This is a genomic window from Actinomycetospora flava, assembly GCF_037400335.1.
Lineage (GTDB): Bacteria > Actinomycetota > Actinomycetes > Mycobacteriales > Pseudonocardiaceae > Actinomycetospora > Actinomycetospora flava.
This window is the reverse complement of the sequence record NZ_JBBEGM010000008.1, coordinates 69,189-86,210: the sequence shown is the minus strand read 5'-3', so window position 1 is coordinate 86,210 and position 17,022 is coordinate 69,189. Positions and strand designations below refer to the sequence as shown.

The 17,022-nt window shown below is 75.5% G+C and carries 15 protein-coding genes; 3 read left to right on the top strand and 12 right to left on the bottom strand.

Features of this window, described 5'->3' with window-relative positions:
- Position 1 precedes the first annotated feature (1 nt).
- The 4 genes from WCD58_RS19240 to WCD58_RS19225 all read right to left on the bottom strand — a co-directional run bounded on the left by WCD58_RS19240 (position 2) and on the right by WCD58_RS19225 (position 3,005).
- Entirely contained in the window at positions 2-454 is a 453-nt protein-coding gene (locus tag WCD58_RS19240; protein ID WP_337704678.1) for a GtrA family protein, read from the bottom strand.
- Positions 454-1,488, bottom strand: a complete 1,035-nt coding sequence (locus tag WCD58_RS19235) for a decaprenyl-phosphate phosphoribosyltransferase (RefSeq protein WP_337704677.1) — start codon at positions 1,486-1,488, stop codon at positions 454-456. Before WCD58_RS19235 ends, WCD58_RS19240 begins: the two co-directional genes overlap by 1 nt.
- Positions 1,485-2,066 carry a phosphatase PAP2 family protein gene (locus WCD58_RS19230; protein ID WP_337704676.1) on the bottom strand — a complete coding sequence of 194 codons (582 nt, stop codon included), beginning with the start codon at positions 2,064-2,066 and terminating at the stop codon, positions 1,485-1,487. The genes WCD58_RS19235 and WCD58_RS19230 overlap by 4 nt, the downstream gene beginning before the upstream one ends.
- 126 nt (positions 2,067-2,192) lie before the next feature.
- Entirely contained in the window at positions 2,193-3,005 is an 813-nt protein-coding gene (locus WCD58_RS19225) for an HAD family hydrolase (protein ID WP_337704675.1), read from the bottom strand.
- Between the two features lie 83 nt (positions 3,006-3,088).
- On the opposite strand from WCD58_RS19225, the gene WCD58_RS19220 reads away from it, so the two are divergent.
- Positions 3,089-3,694 carry an endonuclease gene (locus WCD58_RS19220; RefSeq protein ID WP_337704674.1) on the top strand — a complete coding sequence of 202 codons (606 nt, stop codon included), beginning with the start codon at positions 3,089-3,091 and terminating at the stop codon, positions 3,692-3,694.
- 3 nt (positions 3,695-3,697) lie between these two features.
- On the opposite strand, the gene WCD58_RS19215 is transcribed toward WCD58_RS19220, so the two are convergent.
- The 5 genes from WCD58_RS19215 to WCD58_RS19195 form a co-directional block, all read right to left on the bottom strand.
- Entirely contained in the window at positions 3,698-6,832 is a 3,135-nt protein-coding gene (locus WCD58_RS19215; protein WP_337704673.1) for an arabinosyltransferase domain-containing protein, read from the bottom strand.
- A 92-nt stretch (positions 6,833-6,924) separates the two neighbouring features.
- Positions 6,925-7,335: a DUF350 domain-containing protein gene (locus WCD58_RS19210; RefSeq protein WP_337704879.1), complete on the bottom strand. Its 411-nt coding sequence runs from the start codon at positions 7,333-7,335 to the stop codon at positions 6,925-6,927.
- 77 nt (positions 7,336-7,412) lie between these two features.
- Positions 7,413-10,523 carry an arabinosyltransferase domain-containing protein gene (locus WCD58_RS19205; RefSeq protein WP_337704672.1) on the bottom strand — a complete coding sequence of 1,037 codons (3,111 nt, stop codon included), beginning with the start codon at positions 10,521-10,523 and terminating at the stop codon, positions 7,413-7,415.
- Between the two features lie 60 nt (positions 10,524-10,583).
- On the bottom strand, positions 10,584-11,744 hold the full coding sequence (locus WCD58_RS19200) for a glutathionylspermidine synthase family protein (RefSeq protein ID WP_337704671.1): 1,161 nt from the start codon (positions 11,742-11,744) through the stop codon (positions 10,584-10,586).
- Positions 11,745-11,781: 37 nt separating this feature from the next.
- Positions 11,782-12,699: a hypothetical protein gene (locus WCD58_RS19195; protein WP_337704670.1), complete on the bottom strand. Its 918-nt coding sequence runs from the start codon at positions 12,697-12,699 to the stop codon at positions 11,782-11,784.
- Positions 12,700-12,816: 117 nt separating this feature from the next.
- Between WCD58_RS19195 and WCD58_RS19190 the strand changes: the two genes are divergently transcribed.
- Together WCD58_RS19190 and WCD58_RS19185 are read left to right on the top strand one after the other, a co-directional pair.
- Positions 12,817-14,058: a septum formation family protein gene (locus WCD58_RS19190; RefSeq protein WP_337704669.1), complete on the top strand. Its 1,242-nt coding sequence runs from the start codon at positions 12,817-12,819 to the stop codon at positions 14,056-14,058.
- 11 nt (positions 14,059-14,069) lie between these two features.
- A complete protein-coding gene (locus tag WCD58_RS19185) occupies positions 14,070-14,417 on the top strand; it encodes a metallopeptidase family protein (RefSeq protein ID WP_337704668.1) in 348 nt (115 codons plus the stop codon).
- An 18-nt stretch (positions 14,418-14,435) separates the two neighbouring features.
- On the opposite strand, the gene WCD58_RS19180 is transcribed toward WCD58_RS19185, so the two are convergent.
- The 3 genes from WCD58_RS19180 to WCD58_RS19170 are packed head-to-tail and all read right to left on the bottom strand — an operon-like array spanning position 14,436 to position 16,996.
- Positions 14,436-15,092: a histidine phosphatase family protein gene (locus tag WCD58_RS19180; protein WP_337704667.1), complete on the bottom strand. Its 657-nt coding sequence runs from the start codon at positions 15,090-15,092 to the stop codon at positions 14,436-14,438.
- A complete protein-coding gene (gene pheA, locus WCD58_RS19175) occupies positions 15,089-16,060 on the bottom strand; it encodes a prephenate dehydratase (RefSeq protein ID WP_337704666.1) in 972 nt (323 codons plus the stop codon). The genes WCD58_RS19180 and pheA overlap by 4 nt, the downstream gene beginning before the upstream one ends.
- A 33-nt stretch (positions 16,061-16,093) precedes the next feature.
- A complete protein-coding gene (locus WCD58_RS19170) occupies positions 16,094-16,996 on the bottom strand; it encodes a hypothetical protein (RefSeq protein ID WP_337704665.1) in 903 nt (300 codons plus the stop codon).
- Between the last annotated feature and the right edge of the window lie 26 nt (positions 16,997-17,022).

The window sequence follows — 17,022 nt, the reverse complement described above, 5'->3', positions numbered from 1 at the left end:
CTCAGCGTCCGCCGAGCGCGATCGGGCCCGTCGGCGCGTCCCACGACACCGCGGGCGGCACCGGGCCGACCAGCGCGCGCGTGATGACGAGCCGGGCGGCGAGGAAGCTCACCGGCAGCGCGAGCGCCGCGGCGAGCAGCGGGGCGAGGCGCTCGTCGACCCCGAGGTGCACCAGGCCGACGACCCCGACCGTCGTCGCCAGCACGTTGACGATCTGCGAGGCGGGGTAGAGCAGGAACCGCGTCCACGTCGGGCGCACCCGGAACGTGAACCGGCAGTTCAGGAAGAACGACACGACCATCGCCGCGCCCAGCCCGACGGCGTGCGCGACGAGGTAGCCCGCCGACGGGTGCGCCAGCAGGTAGGTGCCGTAGTAGGTGGCCGCGTTGGCCAGCCCGACCAGGCCGTAGCGCACGAGCCCCCCGAGGAGCTCGCGCACCGGCCGGGCGGTCACTAGTGGGCCACCGCCGTGTAGACCGCGAGCCCCATGAGCACGACCCAGACCAGGCCGAGCACCTGCAGGACGCGGTCGCCGAGCACGATCTCCTCGGGCTCGCCGCCGTTGCCGCCGTCCACGTCGACCGCGTAGCGCAGCACGGCGATGACGAACGGCACGACCGAGACGATGGCCCAGGTCGACGGCGCCGAGGGCAGCCGGCCCGGCATGGCCGTGACGCCGATGCCGAACGCCCACAGCCCGTAGGCCATGATCACGATGGTGGCCGAGAGCGACCACACGAAGCGCAGGTAGGACGCCGAGTAGCGCTCGAGCGACTTGCGGATCTTCGCGCCGGTGCGCTCGGAGAGCCGCATCTCGGCGTAGCGCTTGCCCGAGGCCATGAACAGCGAGCCGAACGCCATCGTCAGCAGGAACCACGGCGAGAGGTACAGCCCGGCCGCGGCGCCGCCGGCGATCGCCCGCATGAGGAAGCCGGACGAGACGATGCAGATGTCGATGACCGGCTCGTGCTTGAGCCACAGGCAGTACGCCAGCTGCACCACGATGTAGATGGCGGTGACCAGCGCGAGGTCCGGGTCGGCGACGAAGCTGACCGCGATCGCCGCCGCGAACAGCACGATGCCGGTGACCACCGCGAGCGTCGGCGGCACGATGCCGGCCGCGATCGGGCGGTAGCGCTTCTTCGGGTGCGCCCGGTCCGCCTCGACGTCCTTGGTGTCGTTGATCAGGTAGACGCCCGACGCGGCCAGCGAGAACGCGACGAACGCGAGCGCGACGTCCGGCAGCACCGTGAGGTCCAGCAGCCGGCCCGCCGCGAACGGCGCCGCCAGCACGAGGACGTTCTTCACCCACTGGCGCGGGCGCATGGCCTTGAGCAGGCCCAGCGGCACCGCGACCGGGCGGGGCCGGTCCTTCGTCGCGGGCGCGGGCTCGGGGGCGTCGGCGGTCGCGGGGCTACCGGCCGTGTCGACGGCGGTCTCCGTGCCCTCCTGCTCGCGGGCGGGGCTGGGCGGCGTGACGGGTGTCATGCGGTCCTCCAGCGGCCGATCGAGCCGCGGCGCACGAGGCGTCGCGCGCCGAGGGCGCACGCCGCTCCGAGCGCCGTGCCCGCCAGCACGTCGGTCGGGTAGTGGACGCCCAGCACCAGGCGCGAGAGCGCCATGCCGGGCACGAGGAGGCTCGCGCCGCCCCGGGAGACGGAGCGGAGCGGAGCTCGACCATGGGACACCGAGGCTCCCCCGACCATCCCGGCGTAGAGCAGGGCGGCGGCGGTCGTGGACGAGGCGTGCGAGGAGGGGAAGCTCAGACGGCTGGGGGTGCCGACGTGGACGGCCACCCGCGGGTCGTGGGGCCGGCGGCGGCGCACCACGCGCTTGACGACGATCGAGGTGCCGTGGGCCGCGACGACCCCGCCGACCGCGGTGGCCCACTGGCGCCGGCGCGGGGCGTCGAGCGCCGCGCCCAGGGCGCCGAGGGCGATCCACCCGGCGGCGTGCTCGCCGAAGAACGACATCGCCCGGGCCGCCCCGACCACCGGCGGGGTGCCGACGCGGCGCTGGACGGTGCGCAGGACCGCGACCTCGGGTCCCTCGGCACGATCGAGCACGTGGTCGTCCCTCCTGCCGGCGAGGATGTCCTGATCGGGCTCCGGCGCGAGATGTTACGCGGGCCTTGACAACGGCCCCGCAGTGGTCCATCGCGCCACGCGGGGCGGCGGTTCGCCCCGGGTCGGTCAGAACCACCTCTCCAGCACGGACGCGACGCCGTCCTCGAGGTTGCTCGCCGTGACCTCGTCCGCGACGTGGAGCACATCCGGGTGACCGTTGGCGACCGCGACACCGTGGCCCGCCCACCGCAGCATGGCGAGGTCGTTGGGCATGTCACCGAAGGCGACGACCTCGGCCGCGGTCACCCCGTGGTGGGCGGCGGCGCGCTCCAGGCCGTGGGCCTTGTCGATCCCGCGCACGGAGCACTCGAGCAGCCCGCCGCCCGCCGAGTACGTGATGTCGACGAGGTGCCCGACCGCCGGCACGGCCGCGCGCGCCATGTCCGCGCTGGTCATCGTGGGGTGGCGGGCGAGCACCTTGATGACGGGCTCGCCCAGCAGGTCGCCGGGCGCGACGCGGCGGTGGTCGGGGTGCGGCCAGGCGTGCACGTACTCGGCCTCGGAGACGAACTGCTCCTCGCGCCGGTCGAACGCCCCGGCCCCGACGCGCTCCACGGCGAGCCCGCAGCCCGGGATCGCCTCCCGGAGGCCGGCGGCGACCTCGGCGAGCGCGTCCACGCCGAGGGTCTCGGCGGCGAGGACACGGTCGTCGGCGGCGTCGTAGAGCACGGCGCCGTTGGCGGCGACGGTCAGCGCGTGCACCCCGAGCGCCTCGCAGACCCGCGGCACCCACCGCGGGGGACGGCCGGTCGCGAGCACGAGCGGCACCCCGGCGTCGACCATCCGCCGGATCACGGCGCGCGTGCGCGGCGACGGGTCCTCCGTGGCGCCGAGCAGCGTCCCGTCGACGTCGGTGGCGACCAGGCGTGGGCTCTGCACGCCCTCCACTATGGCCTCCGGCCACGTGAGCGACCTGGGTCGCCATGGCGACCCAGATCGCTCACCTGCGGGTACCCGCCCCGATGACCACCATCGACACGCTGCTCGAGGAGTCCGGCCGCACGTTCGCCGACGAGGCCGGGATCACGCTCAAGGACGAGCCGGCCCCGCTCTACCGCCTGCTCGTGCTCAGCGTGCTGCTGTCCAGCCGGGTGCAGGCCCAGCTCGGCACGCGCGCCTGCCGCGAGCTCGTCGACTCCGGGTTCGGGACCCCGGAGCGGATGCGCGACGCCGAGCGCTCCGCGGTCCACGACGCCCTCGAGCGCGCGAAGTTCCTCAGCAAGGACCAGACGACCGACGCCCTGCAGCAGGGCGCCGAGCTCGTCGCCGACCGCTGGGGCGGCGACCTGCGCCGGATGCGCGAGGCCGCGGACGGCGACCTCGACACCCTGCGCGGGCACCTCACCGAGGTCCCCCGCCTCGGGCCGGTCGGCGCGTCCATCTTCGTGCGCGAGGTGCAGGCCGTGTGGCCCGAGTTCCGCCCGCACCTCGACGACAAGGCCCTCGCCGCGGCCGGGGCGCTCGGCCTGCCGCGCGACGCCGGGGAGCTCGCCGGTCAGGTCGCCGGCGACGACGTCGCCCGCCTCGCCGCCGCCCTCGTCCGCACCGACGTGCGGGCGGAGAGCTGAGAGCTAACCCACGGCGCCCTGGTACTGCACGCCCACGTACTCCTCGCGCGCGAGCGTCGGTCCGCGTTCCCACCCGGACTTCGAGCGCTCGGTCGTCGTGAGCCCGTAGCGGCCCGTGGGGAGGTCGCGCACCACGAGGTCGACCCGCCCCCAGGGCTTCGCGGCCTCCCGGCCCGGGGCGACCGCCGTCGCGAGGCGGACGTAGGTGACGCCGACGGTGTCGAAGCGCCACACGCCGCCGCGGTACCGGTTGTCCTGCAGCCCGTAGTACGAGGAGTTGAGGTCCTCGTCGACGTGGATGCGGACCGTCGACGGCGGCGCGATGCCGTCGTGCGAGGCGACCTGGTCCACGCACGGCCACAGCACGGCCGACATCTGGTCGACCAGCACCGGCTGGTCCTCGAGCAGCGGCCCGATCGGCTCCTGCCTCGCCAGGAACGGCTGGGCCACGGCGAGCCGGTCGGTGCCGCGCTCGCCGGTGGTGTCGACGACGACGCGCACGAACGTCGGGTCGCCGGGGGCGTCGCGCAGCGAGACGGGCCGCTGCTGCCAGGTCCGCTCGTCGGCCTGCGGGAGGTAGTCGATCGGGGTCCGCCCCAGGACGCGCGGGTTCGCGGCCGGCCCGTCGCCGAACTCGACCGACACCCGCTCGTCCGGCGGGCCGGACTCCAGCAGCGGCACGACCACGTCGGAGGCCCCCGAGTCCGGCGGCACCGGGTACCAGCCGGTGACGAGGGTGCCGCGCCCGCTGGAGTCGTCGGTCTCGTCGTGCCACACCCGGCCCAGTCCGGGCACCGGCTGCGGTGTCGGCGCCACGGTGTCATCGACGAAGTCGCCGGTCGTGACCGCCGGCGTGACCGGCGGACCGAGTGCCGTCGGGGTCGGCCGTAGGACGCTGACGTTGTCCTCGAGCCCGCAGCCCTGGCGCACGATGTCCTTGGCGTTGCCGAGCGCGACCGTCCAGCCCGGGTACTGGCGCACCGGGGCCAGCACCATGACCGCGATCAGCCCGACGACGACGCTGCCGCACGCGACCGCGAGCAGCGCGCGGTCGGGCTCGGGCCGGGGCAGGTCGCGGTCCGGCCAGCGCCGCAGCGACCAGGCCGCCCACGCCGCCGCGAGCAGCGCGACCCCGACCCAGACGAGCGGGTTGCGCAGGAACACCGGCCCCAGGTGCGGGGCGTGCAGGTTGAGGCTCAGCGGCGTCGGATACGGGTCGGCGTGGTCGCCGAAGAACTGGCCGCGGTCGGTGTAGGGCCGCCACAGGTTCCACCCGGCGTAGCTCACCGACGTCGCGATCACCAGCACGGCGACCCCGCCGACGGTGGCGAGCGCCCGGTCGTGGCGCGGCATCGGGCCGCGCAGCAGGGCCAGGGCGATCAGCACGGTGCCCGAGGCCGCGATCACCGGGAAGTGCAGCACCCACTTGGTCGGGCTGGCCGCGACGAGCACGAAGGCGAGCGCCGTGGTCGCCGCCGCGTGCAGGAGCACCCGGCGCAGGGCGTCGTCCTCCGGCCCGCTGCGCCCGCTGCCCGCCGCCACCAGCAGCGTCACCGCGAGCGTGATGAGGATCGGCGCGCGCTGCGCCCACGGCGTCCGGCCCGGCCCGAGCAGGGTCTGGTAGTGGACCAGCTCGTCGTACCAGGGGACGGTGTCGTAGTAGTACGCGTGCACGGCCGAGGCCTCGATGACGTCGCCCAGCGAGGCGTCGGCGAACGCGAACGGGACGGCGATCGAGGACGCGGCCCCGAGCACCACCAGCAGCGCGATCTGCTGGCGCCGCGGGGCGGCCATCATGTGCGGCCAGGCGCGCGGGATCTCCACCAGCAGCGGCGCGACCGCCACGAGACCCGTCGGCGAGCAGGCCAGCGCGAGCGCCGCCGCCATCACCGCACCGACGTAGAGGATGGGGGTGCCGCGGTCGCGGGCGACCTCCACCAGCAGGATCACGACGACCGACAGCAGCACGATCAGCGGCTCCGGACGCAGCGTCAGCCCGAACGGCAGCCACCACAGCAGGTGCGCGACGAGCAGGGCCCACGGCACCCAGCCCCGCCGCACCGCGGTGCGCCGCGAGATCAGGATGAAGAACGCGCGCAGGAGCGCCCACGTCAGCAGGCCGAACAGCAGCGGCAGGCACCGCTGCCAGACCAGCCCGAACCCGCCGATCGCCCCCCAGGCCTGCATCGCGTACTGCGAGACCACGAAGGGGTTCTCGGTGACGTTGAACATGTAGACGGCGTTGCCGACGTAGCCCGCCTCGCCGGCGTCCCGCGCCATCAGCGGGTACCAGCTGTCGTCGAAGTTCATCGGGGCGACGAGCACCCAGCCCGCCGAGATCGCCACCACCAGGCCGTCGGCCCATGACAGGTGCCGACGCAGGCGCGCGGGCCAGGTCCGCGGCGCGACGAGCCCCCGGACCTTCCGCCAGCGACCCTGCCGGTAGACGAGCACGAGCAGCACCGCGAGCGCGACGAGGTGCGCGACGAGCAGGGTCGTCTTCAGCGGGCCCGGGGTGGACGCGTAGCGGTCGTCGGTGCGCACCGTGGCCCCGAGGCCCGCCGACGCCGGCGTCCCGTCGGTGCTCGTCGAGAGCTGGGCGATGATCGGCGGGAGGACGGCGGCGCAGTCGCCGCACGCCAGCGGCAGCGGGACGCCGTCCTGGGTGACCCGCAGGCCCGCCTCGTCGACGGTGATCGCGAGCGTGCAGTCCCCGGGTGGGACCGGGCCCGCGGCGACCGTCTGCCCGGAGACGGTCAGGCTCGCGAGCCCGTTGCCCGACGCGAGCACCAGCCCGCCGTCGCGCGGGTCGCCGGGCAGGGTGCGCAGGACGTCGCCGCCCGCCCGCAGCGCCGAGCACGGGACCTCGGCCGAGAACCCGAGCGGGCGGGGCGGGTTGAGCGCGAGCTGCGTGGACACCGGCGTGCCGGGGGCGGCCGCCGGGTCCGGCCACGTGACGGTGCTGTCCTGCGCGGTCACCGGGGCGAGCGGGACGGCGATCCCCAGCAGGATCGTCAGCATCGCCCACACGACGACGGCGCGGGCGCCCAGCCGCGGCGCCCGATCGGGCTCCTCGCCGCGGGGCGCGGCCTCGCCGGCGCGCACCAGCGTCGTCACCGGTCGCCCCGCGGACGGCACGGGGTCGTGAGCGTGGGGAACCGGGGAGTACGCACCGTGATGGAGGATAAGTTGTGAAGGCCCCGTCAGGCCCCGGGGGTCGCGGCGTGTCCCTAGATGACGGCCACGGCGACGACGAGGCCGAGGGCGACGTGCATCGCCGCGATCATCGCCGAGTCCCAGGTGAACCGGTCGTCGTGCAGGCACCCGTCGACGTCCAGGCGTGCGACGCGCTCGAGACCGCGAACCGCGAGGACCTGGGCGATGATCCCGACCAGGCCGTAGATCGACGTGTTGAGGATGCCGGCCACGAAGCCGCCGCCGGAGACGTAGATGGCGGTGACGATGATCAGCGCCATCGACACCAGCCCCGCGGCCGACACCACCACGGCGTTCGGCCGGCCCTCGCGGACCAGGCCGCGCAGGTCCCCCGGGGTCGTCAGGTCGATCGCGAAGTAGCCGATGTACATCAGCACCGCGCCGATCACCGCGTAGACCACGATGAGGCCGATGTTCACGCCCATGGTGGGCCAGAATTCGGGAGCGAGCACCGCAGGGGCCCTCCATCCGGACGAACGGGGCGCCAGACTAGGGCACTGATCTAGCCGACGGCGCCCTGGTACTCCACGTCGGCGTAGTCCTCCCTCGCCAGGGTCGGACCGCGCTCCCAGCCGGCTTTCGGGCGCTCCGTGGTGATCACCCCGTAGCGCCCGGCGGGGAGGTCGCGGACCACCGCCTCGACCCGGCCCCAGGGCTTCGCGGGCACGCCGCCGGGGCGCACCGCGGTCGCGAGCGCGACGTAGGTGGACTCGAGGTCGTCGAGGCGCCACACGCCACCGCGCGCGTTCCAGTCCTGGGAGTTGATCGTCGCGCCGGTCAGGTCCTCGTCGACCGAGAGCCGGAACGCCGGCACCGGGGCGATGCCGTCGTGCACGGCGACCTGGTCGACGCACGGCCACAGGCTCGACGAGCTCTGGTCGGCCAGCGCGGGCGCGCCGTCCACGATTCCCTGGATCGGCTCCGGGCGCGCCAGCCGGGGCTCGGCCACCGCGAGCCGGTCCTCGCCCACCGAGCCGCCGCGCTCGACGACGACCCGCACCGCGTCGACGCCCGGCGGCGCGTCCACCAGCGAGACGGGCCGCTCCTGCCAGGCCCGGCCGTCGGTGTTGGGCAGGTCGTCGATCCCCGTGCGCCCCACGACGCCGCCGCCGCGGCCGAACTCGACCGCGACGGACTCGTCGGGATCGTTCGCGGCGAGCAGGGGCACCAGGACGTCGGAGGCGCCGGTGCCCGCCGGCACGGGGTACCAGCCGGTCACGAGACCACCCCGCCCCGTGGAGCCGGGGACGTCGTCGTGCCAGACGCGTCCGAGCCCGGGGACCGGTCGCGGCGGGGGGACGCGGGTGTCGTCGACCATGTCGCCCGACGGCACGGCGGGCCCCGTCGGCGCGCCGAGCGGGACCGGGGACGGGCGGAGCACGGTCACGTTGCTCTCCAGCCCGCACTCGCCGCGCGCGATGTCCTCGGCGTTGCCGAGCGCGACCGTCCAGCCCGGGTACTGCCGCAGCGGCGCCAGCACCATCACGCCGACCATGCCGATCACGACCGCGACGCACACCGCCGCGAGGACGGCCCGCTCGGGCTCGGGGCGGAGCAGGTCGCGGGCGGGCCACCGCCGTCGGGCCCACTGCCCCCAGGCCGCGGCGAGCAGCGCGACCCCGATCCACACGAGCGGGTTGCGCAGGAACACCGGACCGAGGTGGGGCGCGAGGAGGTTCTCGCTCAGCGCGGTCGGGTCGGGGTCGGCGTGGTCGCCGAAGGGCTGGCCGCGGTCGCTGTAGGGGCGCCACACGTTCCACCCGGCGAAGCTCACGGCCGCGGCGACGACGAGCACGGCCACGCCCCCGGTCGTCGCCAGGGCCCGCTCGTGGCGCGGCATCGGCCCGCGCAGCAGCGCGACGGCGAGGAGCACGGTGCCCGAGGCGGCCACCGCCGGGAAGTGCAGGACCCACTTGGTCGGGCTGACGGCCACGAGCGCGAACGCCACGGCGGTGGTCGCGGCGGAGTGCAGCAGCACCCGGCGCAGCGCGTCGTCGTCGGGCCCGCGGTGGGCGCTGCCCGCCGCGACCAGCGCCGCCGTCGCGAGCGTGACGAGGACCGGGGCCCGCTGCCCCCACGGCGTCTCGCCGGGGCGCAGGAGGGTCTCGTAGTGGTCGAGCTCGTCGTACCAGGGGACGGTGTCGTAGTACCAGGCGTGCACGGCCGAGGCCTCGAGGACGTCCCCGAGCGAGGCGTCGGCGAAGGCGATCGGGATCGCGACGCTCGCCGCCGCGCCCGCGACCAGCACGGCGCCGAGCGCCTCGGCGCGGGGCGCGGCGAGCATCCGCGGCCCCGCCCGCGGGATCTCCACCAGCAGCGGCGCGGCCGCCACGAGACCGGTCGGCGAGCAGGTCAGCGCCAGCGCGGCCGCCATCACCGCGCCGGCCCAGAGGACCGGCGCGTCCCGGTCGCGCGCCAGCTCGACGAGCAGGAGCACCACCACCGAGAGCAGCACGATCAGCGGCTCCGGGCGCAGCGAGAGCCCGAACGGCAGCCACCACACGAGGTGGGCCAGCAGCAGCGCCCACGGCACCCGGGCGGGCCGGACGTCGACGCGGCGGGCGAGCAGGACGAAGAACGCCCGCAGCATCGCCCACGTCAGCAGGCCGAACAGCAGGGGCAGGCACCGCTGCCAGACCAGCCCGTAGCCGCCGATCGCCCCCCACAGCTGGGTCGCGTACTGCGACGCGACGAAGGGGTTCTCGGTGACGTTGAACATGTAGACGGCGTTGCCGACGTAGCCCGCCTCGCCGGCGTCCCGGGCCATCAGCGGGTACCAGCTGTCGTCGAAGTCCAGCGGGCCGACCACGAGCCAGCCGACCGAGACCGCCACGACGATCGCGTCCGCCCACGACGCGTGGCGTCGCAGCCGGTCGAACCACCCGCGGGCGCCGACCCGGCCGTGCGCGCCCCGCCGGGTGTGCCGGTGCGTGCCGCGCCGGTGCACCAGCACGAGCAGCACCGCGAGGGCGATCAGGTGCCCGGCCAGCAGCACCGTCTTCAGCGGGCCCGGGGTCGAGGCGTAGCGGTCGTCGGTCCGCAGCGTCGCCCCGAGACCCGCCGACGCGGGCGTGCCGTCGGTGCTCGTGGAGAGCCTGCTGACCTGCGGGGGCAGGACGTCGTCACACGCCCCGCAGGTCAGCGGGAGCGCCCGCCCGTCGAGCGCGGCCCGCAGGCCCTGCGCGTCGACCGCGAGGTCCAGACGGCAGTCGCCGGGCGGGACCGAGCCGGTGAGCACCGCGCGCCCGGAGACGTCGACCTGCATCGCGGCGCCGGTCGAGGAGACCGTCAGCCCGGCACCGCCCGCGTCGGCGGGCAGGGTGCGCAGGACGTCGCCGCCGGCCCGCAGCGCGCTGCACGGCACCGTCGCCGCGAACGCCAGCGGGCGCGGGGGGCTCAGGGTGAGCGTGGTGGACAGCGGCGCGCCGGCGGCCGCGCCCGGGTCGGGCCAGGTCACGGTGGTGTCCTGCGCGGTCACCGGAGCGAGCGGGACCGCGATCCCCAGCAGGATCGTCAGCAGGGCCCAGACGAACAACGACCGGCCGGCGCGGGGAGTCGTGTCCTCCGGGATCGGGGCCTCGGCGCGGGCCGGGGTCTCGGGCGGGGCGGACAACGTCCCGGGAGCCTAGGTCGTCCGGGCTCCCCCGCCGAGGACCCCCCGGACCGGGGTGGCTCAGTCCGGGATGCGGTGCGGCACGAACGCGGCGCCGTTGTCGGTGATGAGCCCGGTGGTCTCGCGGATGCCGAGGCCCGCGGAGGCGTCGCCGACGATCCAGGCGCCGAGCGCGGGGCGGTAGCCGTCGAACTCGGGCAGCGGGTCGAAGAGCTGGTAGACGTAGCCCTCCTCGCCGTAGACCCCGCCGGTCTCGGTCTCGTAGCCGGGGGCGACGACCGCCATGTTCGCGCCCTCGCGCCCCAGGAGCGGCTTGCGGATGTACTCGGTGAGCATCCCCGGGTCCCCGAGCGAGGCCGGGAGCAGGTTCGGGTGCCCGGGGTACATCTCCCAGAGCACGGCGAGCAGCGCCTTGTTCGACAGCAGCGTCTTCCACAGCGGCTCGATCCACGTGGTCTCGGGCAGGCTGCGGGTGACGTGCTTGCCGAACTCGTCGCCGAGCACCCACTCCCACGGGTAGAGCTTGTCGACGACGGCGATCGGCGACTCCTCGAGGTCGACGAACCGGTCGAGCGCGGAGTCCCAGCCCAGCTGCTCGATGGCGAGACCGACGGTGTCGAGCCCGGCCTCGGCGGCGCACTCCTGCAGGTAGGCCGTCGTGACGTGGTCCTCGCCGGTCGGGTCGGCCTGCGACCAGCAGAAGTGGACCTCGTTGCGGGGCAGCTTCGCGGCGATCTCGCCCCAGCGCTCCACCAGCTTCTCGTGCAGCGAGTTCCACTGGTCGTCGTCGGGGTGGACGTCCTTGAGCCAGTACCACTGGCAGATCGACGCCTCGAGCAGCGTCGTGGGGGTGTCGGCGTTGTACTCCATGAGCTTGGCCGGCCCGGACCCGTCGTAGCGCAGGTCGAAGCGGCCGTAGAGGTGCGGGTCGCCGCGGCGCCACGACGCCGCGACCTGCTCCCAGCACCACTCCGGCAGCGCGAAGTCTCGGAACCGCTCGGTGGTGACGACGTGGTCGACGGCCTCGAGGCACATCGAGTGCAGGAGCTCCACGTCCGCCTCGAGCGAGAGCACCTCGGCCATGTCGAGGACGTAGTGCACCGACTCGTCCCAGTACGGCCGGGCGCCGTTGAGACCGGCCGCGGGCGTGCCGAACACCAGCCCCTGCTCCTCGATCTTCTGCTGCCAGCCGGGGCGGGGCTTTCCGGTCGCGCGCTGCACGACGGTGATCCTGCCGTATCTCCGGTCGGCTCCTCTGTCAGCTACCCGACGAGCTGCCGCCCGACGACGAGCCGCTGCTCGAGCTGCCCGACCCGCTGCTGCTGCCGCTGCTCGAGCTGCCGCCCACGCCGAGGCCGCCGCGGCTGACCGTGCCGTTGCTGCTGGTGCTGCCCAGGCTGCTGCCCGAGGTGCCGCTGCGCACCGAGGTGCCGCTGGCGGGCGGCGAGGTGCTCCCGCCCGAGGCAACGGTGCCGACGGGCGAGCTGGAGCCGTAGTTGTAGTGGTACTGGTTGCCGAAGCCCCCGATGAAGATCGGGACGAAGACGCCGCTGCTGTTGTAGTAGCCGCCCTGCTGGGTGCCGCCACAGTTCTCGTCGGGCACGACGACGCCCTGCGGGTCGACGCACTGGGCCTCGACCTCGTCCGGCGAGCTCGCCGCGTAGACGACGGCCACGAGCGCGACCACGCCGACCGCCACCCCGCCGCCGACCAGCACGCGCTTGCGGATCTTGCGCTTGCGCTCCTCGGCGGCCGCGGCGGCGTCGCGCTGGGCACGCTCGCGGCGCTGCGCCTCGCGGCGGGCGCGCTGCTCGGCCACCGTGGGCTCGCGGGGCTTGGTGGTCGCCGGGTCCTGGTAGCGCACGCGACCGCGGCGCTGCTCGCCCTCGTCCGCGCCGGCGTCCGCACCCACGGCCGCCAGCGCGCCGCTGCCCGATCCCGCGGTGGCCGCCGGCACGCCCGAGGGGGGCGTCGCGGTGTCGTCGGTGTCCGGTGCGCCCGGCGTGTCGGGGGTGTCGTCGGGTCCGCGGTGGCGCCCGCCGGCGACGGCGGACGTGTCGACCTTCTCGGTGGGCCGCTGAGACGGATCCGCCGCCTGTTCGGAGAAGGCGTTCAGGTCGACCTTCTCGGTCCGTCGCTCCGACGGCTGGTCCCGCTCGTCGCCTCGGCCTGTCATGGTCCCCTCCGCCCAACCGTTCGCCGGCACCGTCCGGCGCGCACCGGTCACCACCGATCCTGCCCGACTCGGGGTCACCCGGCCCGGGGAATCCCGGAGCGGCATGATGACAGGGCGATGCTGCTCCGGGAACGCCAGTCCGGGCCGTCCGGTGACGGTGGCCCCGACGGCGAGTACAACGCTGACGGTGACGCCCGCGGTGTGGACCGCTGGCTCGACCGCGTCCTCGGCGCCGACGACGCCGCCGACCCCCGCCGCCGCGCCGCCCGCCGCGGCGTCGTCGGCGTGCTGGCGGGCGCGCTGATCATGCTGATCGCCGCCACCGCGCTCGCCGCCACCGGGTCCGGCCCCGAGGTCCTCGGGTTCTCGGGGTCGTCGTCCGGGCCGGCCGGCGCGTCCTCGGCGGGCGAGGACGACGGGCCGCCCCCGCTGACCACCCAGCCCGGCGCCTGCCTGACGTGGAGCCGTGACGACGCCGGCGACGTGCGCGAGGTCGACTGCGCCCAGTCGCACCTGTTCGAGAGCGTCGGTGCGGTCGACGCCGCGCAGCCGCCGGGCGCGCCGTTCCCGGCCGACCCGGCGTGGCAGCAGCTCGTCACCGACCAGTGCACGCCGCAGGCGCGGACCTACCTGCAGGGCAAGCTCGACCCGGCCGGGCGCTACAAGGCGGGCGCGCTGAAGCCGACCCAGGCCGCGTGGGACGCCGGCGACCGCACCGTGCGCTGCGGGCTGCAGGCACCGGGTCGCACCGGGGCGCTCTTCTCGTCGACCGGGCGGGTCACCGACGCCGACCAGGCCGTCGTGTTCGACCAGGGCACCTGCCTCGGGCTCGCGGGCAAGGAGGTCTCCGACCCCACCGCGTGCGGCGAGACCCACGCCGCCGAGGTGGCGGGCACCGTCGACCTCGGCACCCAGTTCCGCCAGGGCTTCCCGTCGGTCGACGAACAGGACAACTACCTGCAGCCGACCTGCCAGCGGATCGCCGAGCAGTACGTCGGCTCGGCGCAGAAGCTCACCGACTCGAAGCTCACTGTGTACTGGACCAACCTCGCCGAGGAGTCCTGGACCGCGGGCACCCGCCGCGTGAGCTGCAACCTGGGCTCGCTGCTCGCCGACAGCTCCGGGTTCGCCCCGCTGACCGGCAAGGCCGCCGAGGGCGTCACCATCGGCGGCGAGGCGCCGGCGTCCACGGTGCCGAGCCTGCGCCCCGGCGCGCCGGCGTCGGTGCCCGGCTCGACGACCGCCGCCCCGGCCCCCGAGGGCGGCGCGGCCGGCGGCAGTGCGACGCAGCCCGGTTCCGGCCAGCAGCCCGGCCTGCCGGTGCCCTCGCTGCCGGTCCCGGGCCTCGGCGGCGGCTAGCGTCCTCTTCCGTGGTGGACGTCGGGCCCGAGCGGTTCGAGGAGCTCGTCGCCGACGCGCTGGACGAGCTCCCGGAGCCGCTGACGCGGGCGATGGACAACGTCGTCGTGCTCGTCGAGGACCGCCACGGCGAGGAGCCCGACCTGCTCGGGATCTACGAGGGCGTGGCGCTGACCGAGCGCTACAGCGACTACGGCGGCGTCCTGCCCGACCGGATCACGCTCTACCGCCTCGCGCTCGCGGACGTGTGCGCCGACGAGGACGAGCTCCGGGAGGAGGTCGCCGTCACCGTCGTGCACGAGATCGCGCACCACTTCGGCATCGACGAGGCGACCCTGCACCGCCTGGGCTGGGGCTGACCTCTACGTGCGTGAGACCTATCCGGTGGGGTCGTTCGTGGCGGGCAGGCCGCCGGGGACGGCGCTGCGCCAGGCCACGAGCTCCCAGCTGCTGCCCCGCGGGCGCAGGACGACGCGCCCGCAGTTGCCGACGTGCTCCTCGTCGCGGGCCGGCACACCGACACGCTCGACGAGCTCCTGGGCCGCGAGGCGCAGGGCGGCGCCGTGGCTGACGAGCACGATCGTGCCGCCGTCGGGGTGGCGCTCGCGCAGGTCGGCGACGACGGGCTCGTAGCGGTCGAGCAGGTCCTGCCCGCTCTCGCCGCCCGGGTGCCGGGCGTCGAGGTCGCCGTCGAGCCACCGGTCGACGACCCGCCGAAACGCGGCGACCGCGGGCTCGTCGTTGCGGCCCTCCAGGTCGCCGACCTGCACCTCGTGCACGCCTTCGACCTCGATCGGGTCCAGGCCCAGGTGCTCGGCGACCAGCTCCGCCGTCTCCACCGCCCGCCGCGCCGGCGAGTGGTACAGCGCGGTCACGCGGCCCTCGGTGCCCTCGGCGAGCTCGCGGCCCAGCGCGTGGGCCTGGGCACGGCCGAGGTCGGTGAGCGGGGGTCCGGGCAGCACGGTGTCGAGGACGTGCTCGACGTTCGACGGCGTCTGGCCGTGGCGGGCGAGCACGAGGCGCAGGTCGCTCATGCACCGCTCCCGTCGCGCAGCGCCGCGAGCCAGGACGCCGACTCCGTGTAGTCCTTGACGGTCTGGCCGGGCCCGGGGTCGCCGCCCGGCCCCTCCTCGCCCGCGACGGTCGCGCGCGGGTACGAGCCGAGGAACCGGACGTCGGTGCAGCGCCGGCGCAGCGCGGCCAGGGCCTCGCCCATCGCGGGCTCGGCGACGTGGCCGGTGCCGTCGAGGAAGAACCAGTAGTCGCCGCGGCGGTCCTTGAGCGGGCGCGACTCGATGCGGGTGAGGTCCACCCCGCGCACCGCGATCTCGGTGAGCACCGCGAGCAGCGCGCCCGGCTGGTTGACCGTGGTCGCGGCGATCGAGGTGCGGTCGGCGCCCGTCGGCGCGGGCAGCCCGGGCGCGCCCGGCGGGCGGACCAGCACGAACCGCGTCACGGCGTCCCCGGTGTCGTGCACCCCGGAGGCGAGCTCGACGAGCCCGTGGTGGGCCGCGGCCACCGGCGCGCACACCGCGGCGTCGACCTCGCCCGCGGCGACCTGCGCGGCGGCCGCCGCCGTCGAGGACGTCAGGCGGACCTCCGCGGCGGGCAGGTGCTCGGCGATCCAGCGCCGGGTCTGGGCCTCGCCGTGCGGGTGCGAGGCGACGCTGCCGACCTCGTCGGCCGTCGTGCCCGGACGGACGAGCACCGAGAAGCGCACCGGCAGCAGGATCTCGCGCACGATCACCAGCGGCGGCGTCTCCACCAGCCCGTCCATGGTGGCCGGCACCCCGCCCTCGACGGAGTTCTCCACGGGCACGCAGGCGGCCTCGGCGTCCCCCGCGCGCACGGCGTCGAGCGCCGCGGTGGTGCTCGCGAACGGCAGCAGCGCCGGCTCCGGCTCGCCCAGGGCGTCGCCGAGCACGGCGGGCGTCAGGGTGCGCAGGGCCTGTTCGCAGAAGGTGCCGTGCGGCCCGAGGAAGGCGACCCGAAACCCTGTCACGTCCAAGGAGCGTACGGGGCCGCGCGCGAAGGGTCAGAGCAGGCCGAGGCGCGCGAGCTCCGGGCCCGGGACGGCGACCGCCGTCGACCCGAACGACGAGAACAGCGAGCGCACCCGCACCGCGGCGTCGGACCCGACCTCCCCGAGCTCGGCGGCGAGCGCGTCGCCGTCGTCGACGAGCAGGGCCTCGCCGATGCGCTCCTCGACCGGGCTGTCGGTGCCGGGGGCGAGCGCGCGCACGGTGGCCACCAGCAGGTTCAGCCAGCCGTGGTGGGTGAACCCGGTGTCGGGGTCGGTGTGCCGGACCGCCGACTGCAGGCCGATGCTCGCGGTGAACGAGCGCCCGGCCCCGACGGCCAGCGCCAGGAAGCCCGCCACGTCCTGCACGCCCGGGAACGCCCCGGCCCGGCCGCCGCCGCAGCGCAGCTTGGGCCGGCAGCCGTGGTCGACCACGCGGCGGACCCCGTCGAGCCAGTCCTCGGAGCCGTCGGCGTCGGGGCGGCGCGGCTCGACGACCGCGACCACGTCCTCGGGCACGAACTCGGTGACGCGCTCGAGCCACACGGTGTCGACGTCGTGCGGCGCCGGCATCTCGACGGTGCGCGGGTCGAGCAGGGCCGCGCGCGAGGAGGTCAGCGACAGCGCCTTGGGGACGCCGCCGAGCCCGGTGTCGACGGCCAGGGCGATCGGCAGCGGCGCGGAGGGACGCCGCTTGACCAGCACGCTGACCAGCTCGGAGAGCCGCGACACGGGCACGACCAGCGAGCCGAGCAGCCCGCCGGCGTCGTCGGCGCGGGCGGCGAGGTGCTCGTCGACGACCGTCGCCATGTCCGGTCGCGTGCCCTCGGCGACGAGCGCGGCGTCGTCGACGATCGCTCGGAGCAGAGCGGGCACACCGTCGACCGGTGCCCCGCCGGCCTCGGGGACGGTGGACACGTCCCGCACGGTAGCGGGGCGCCCGC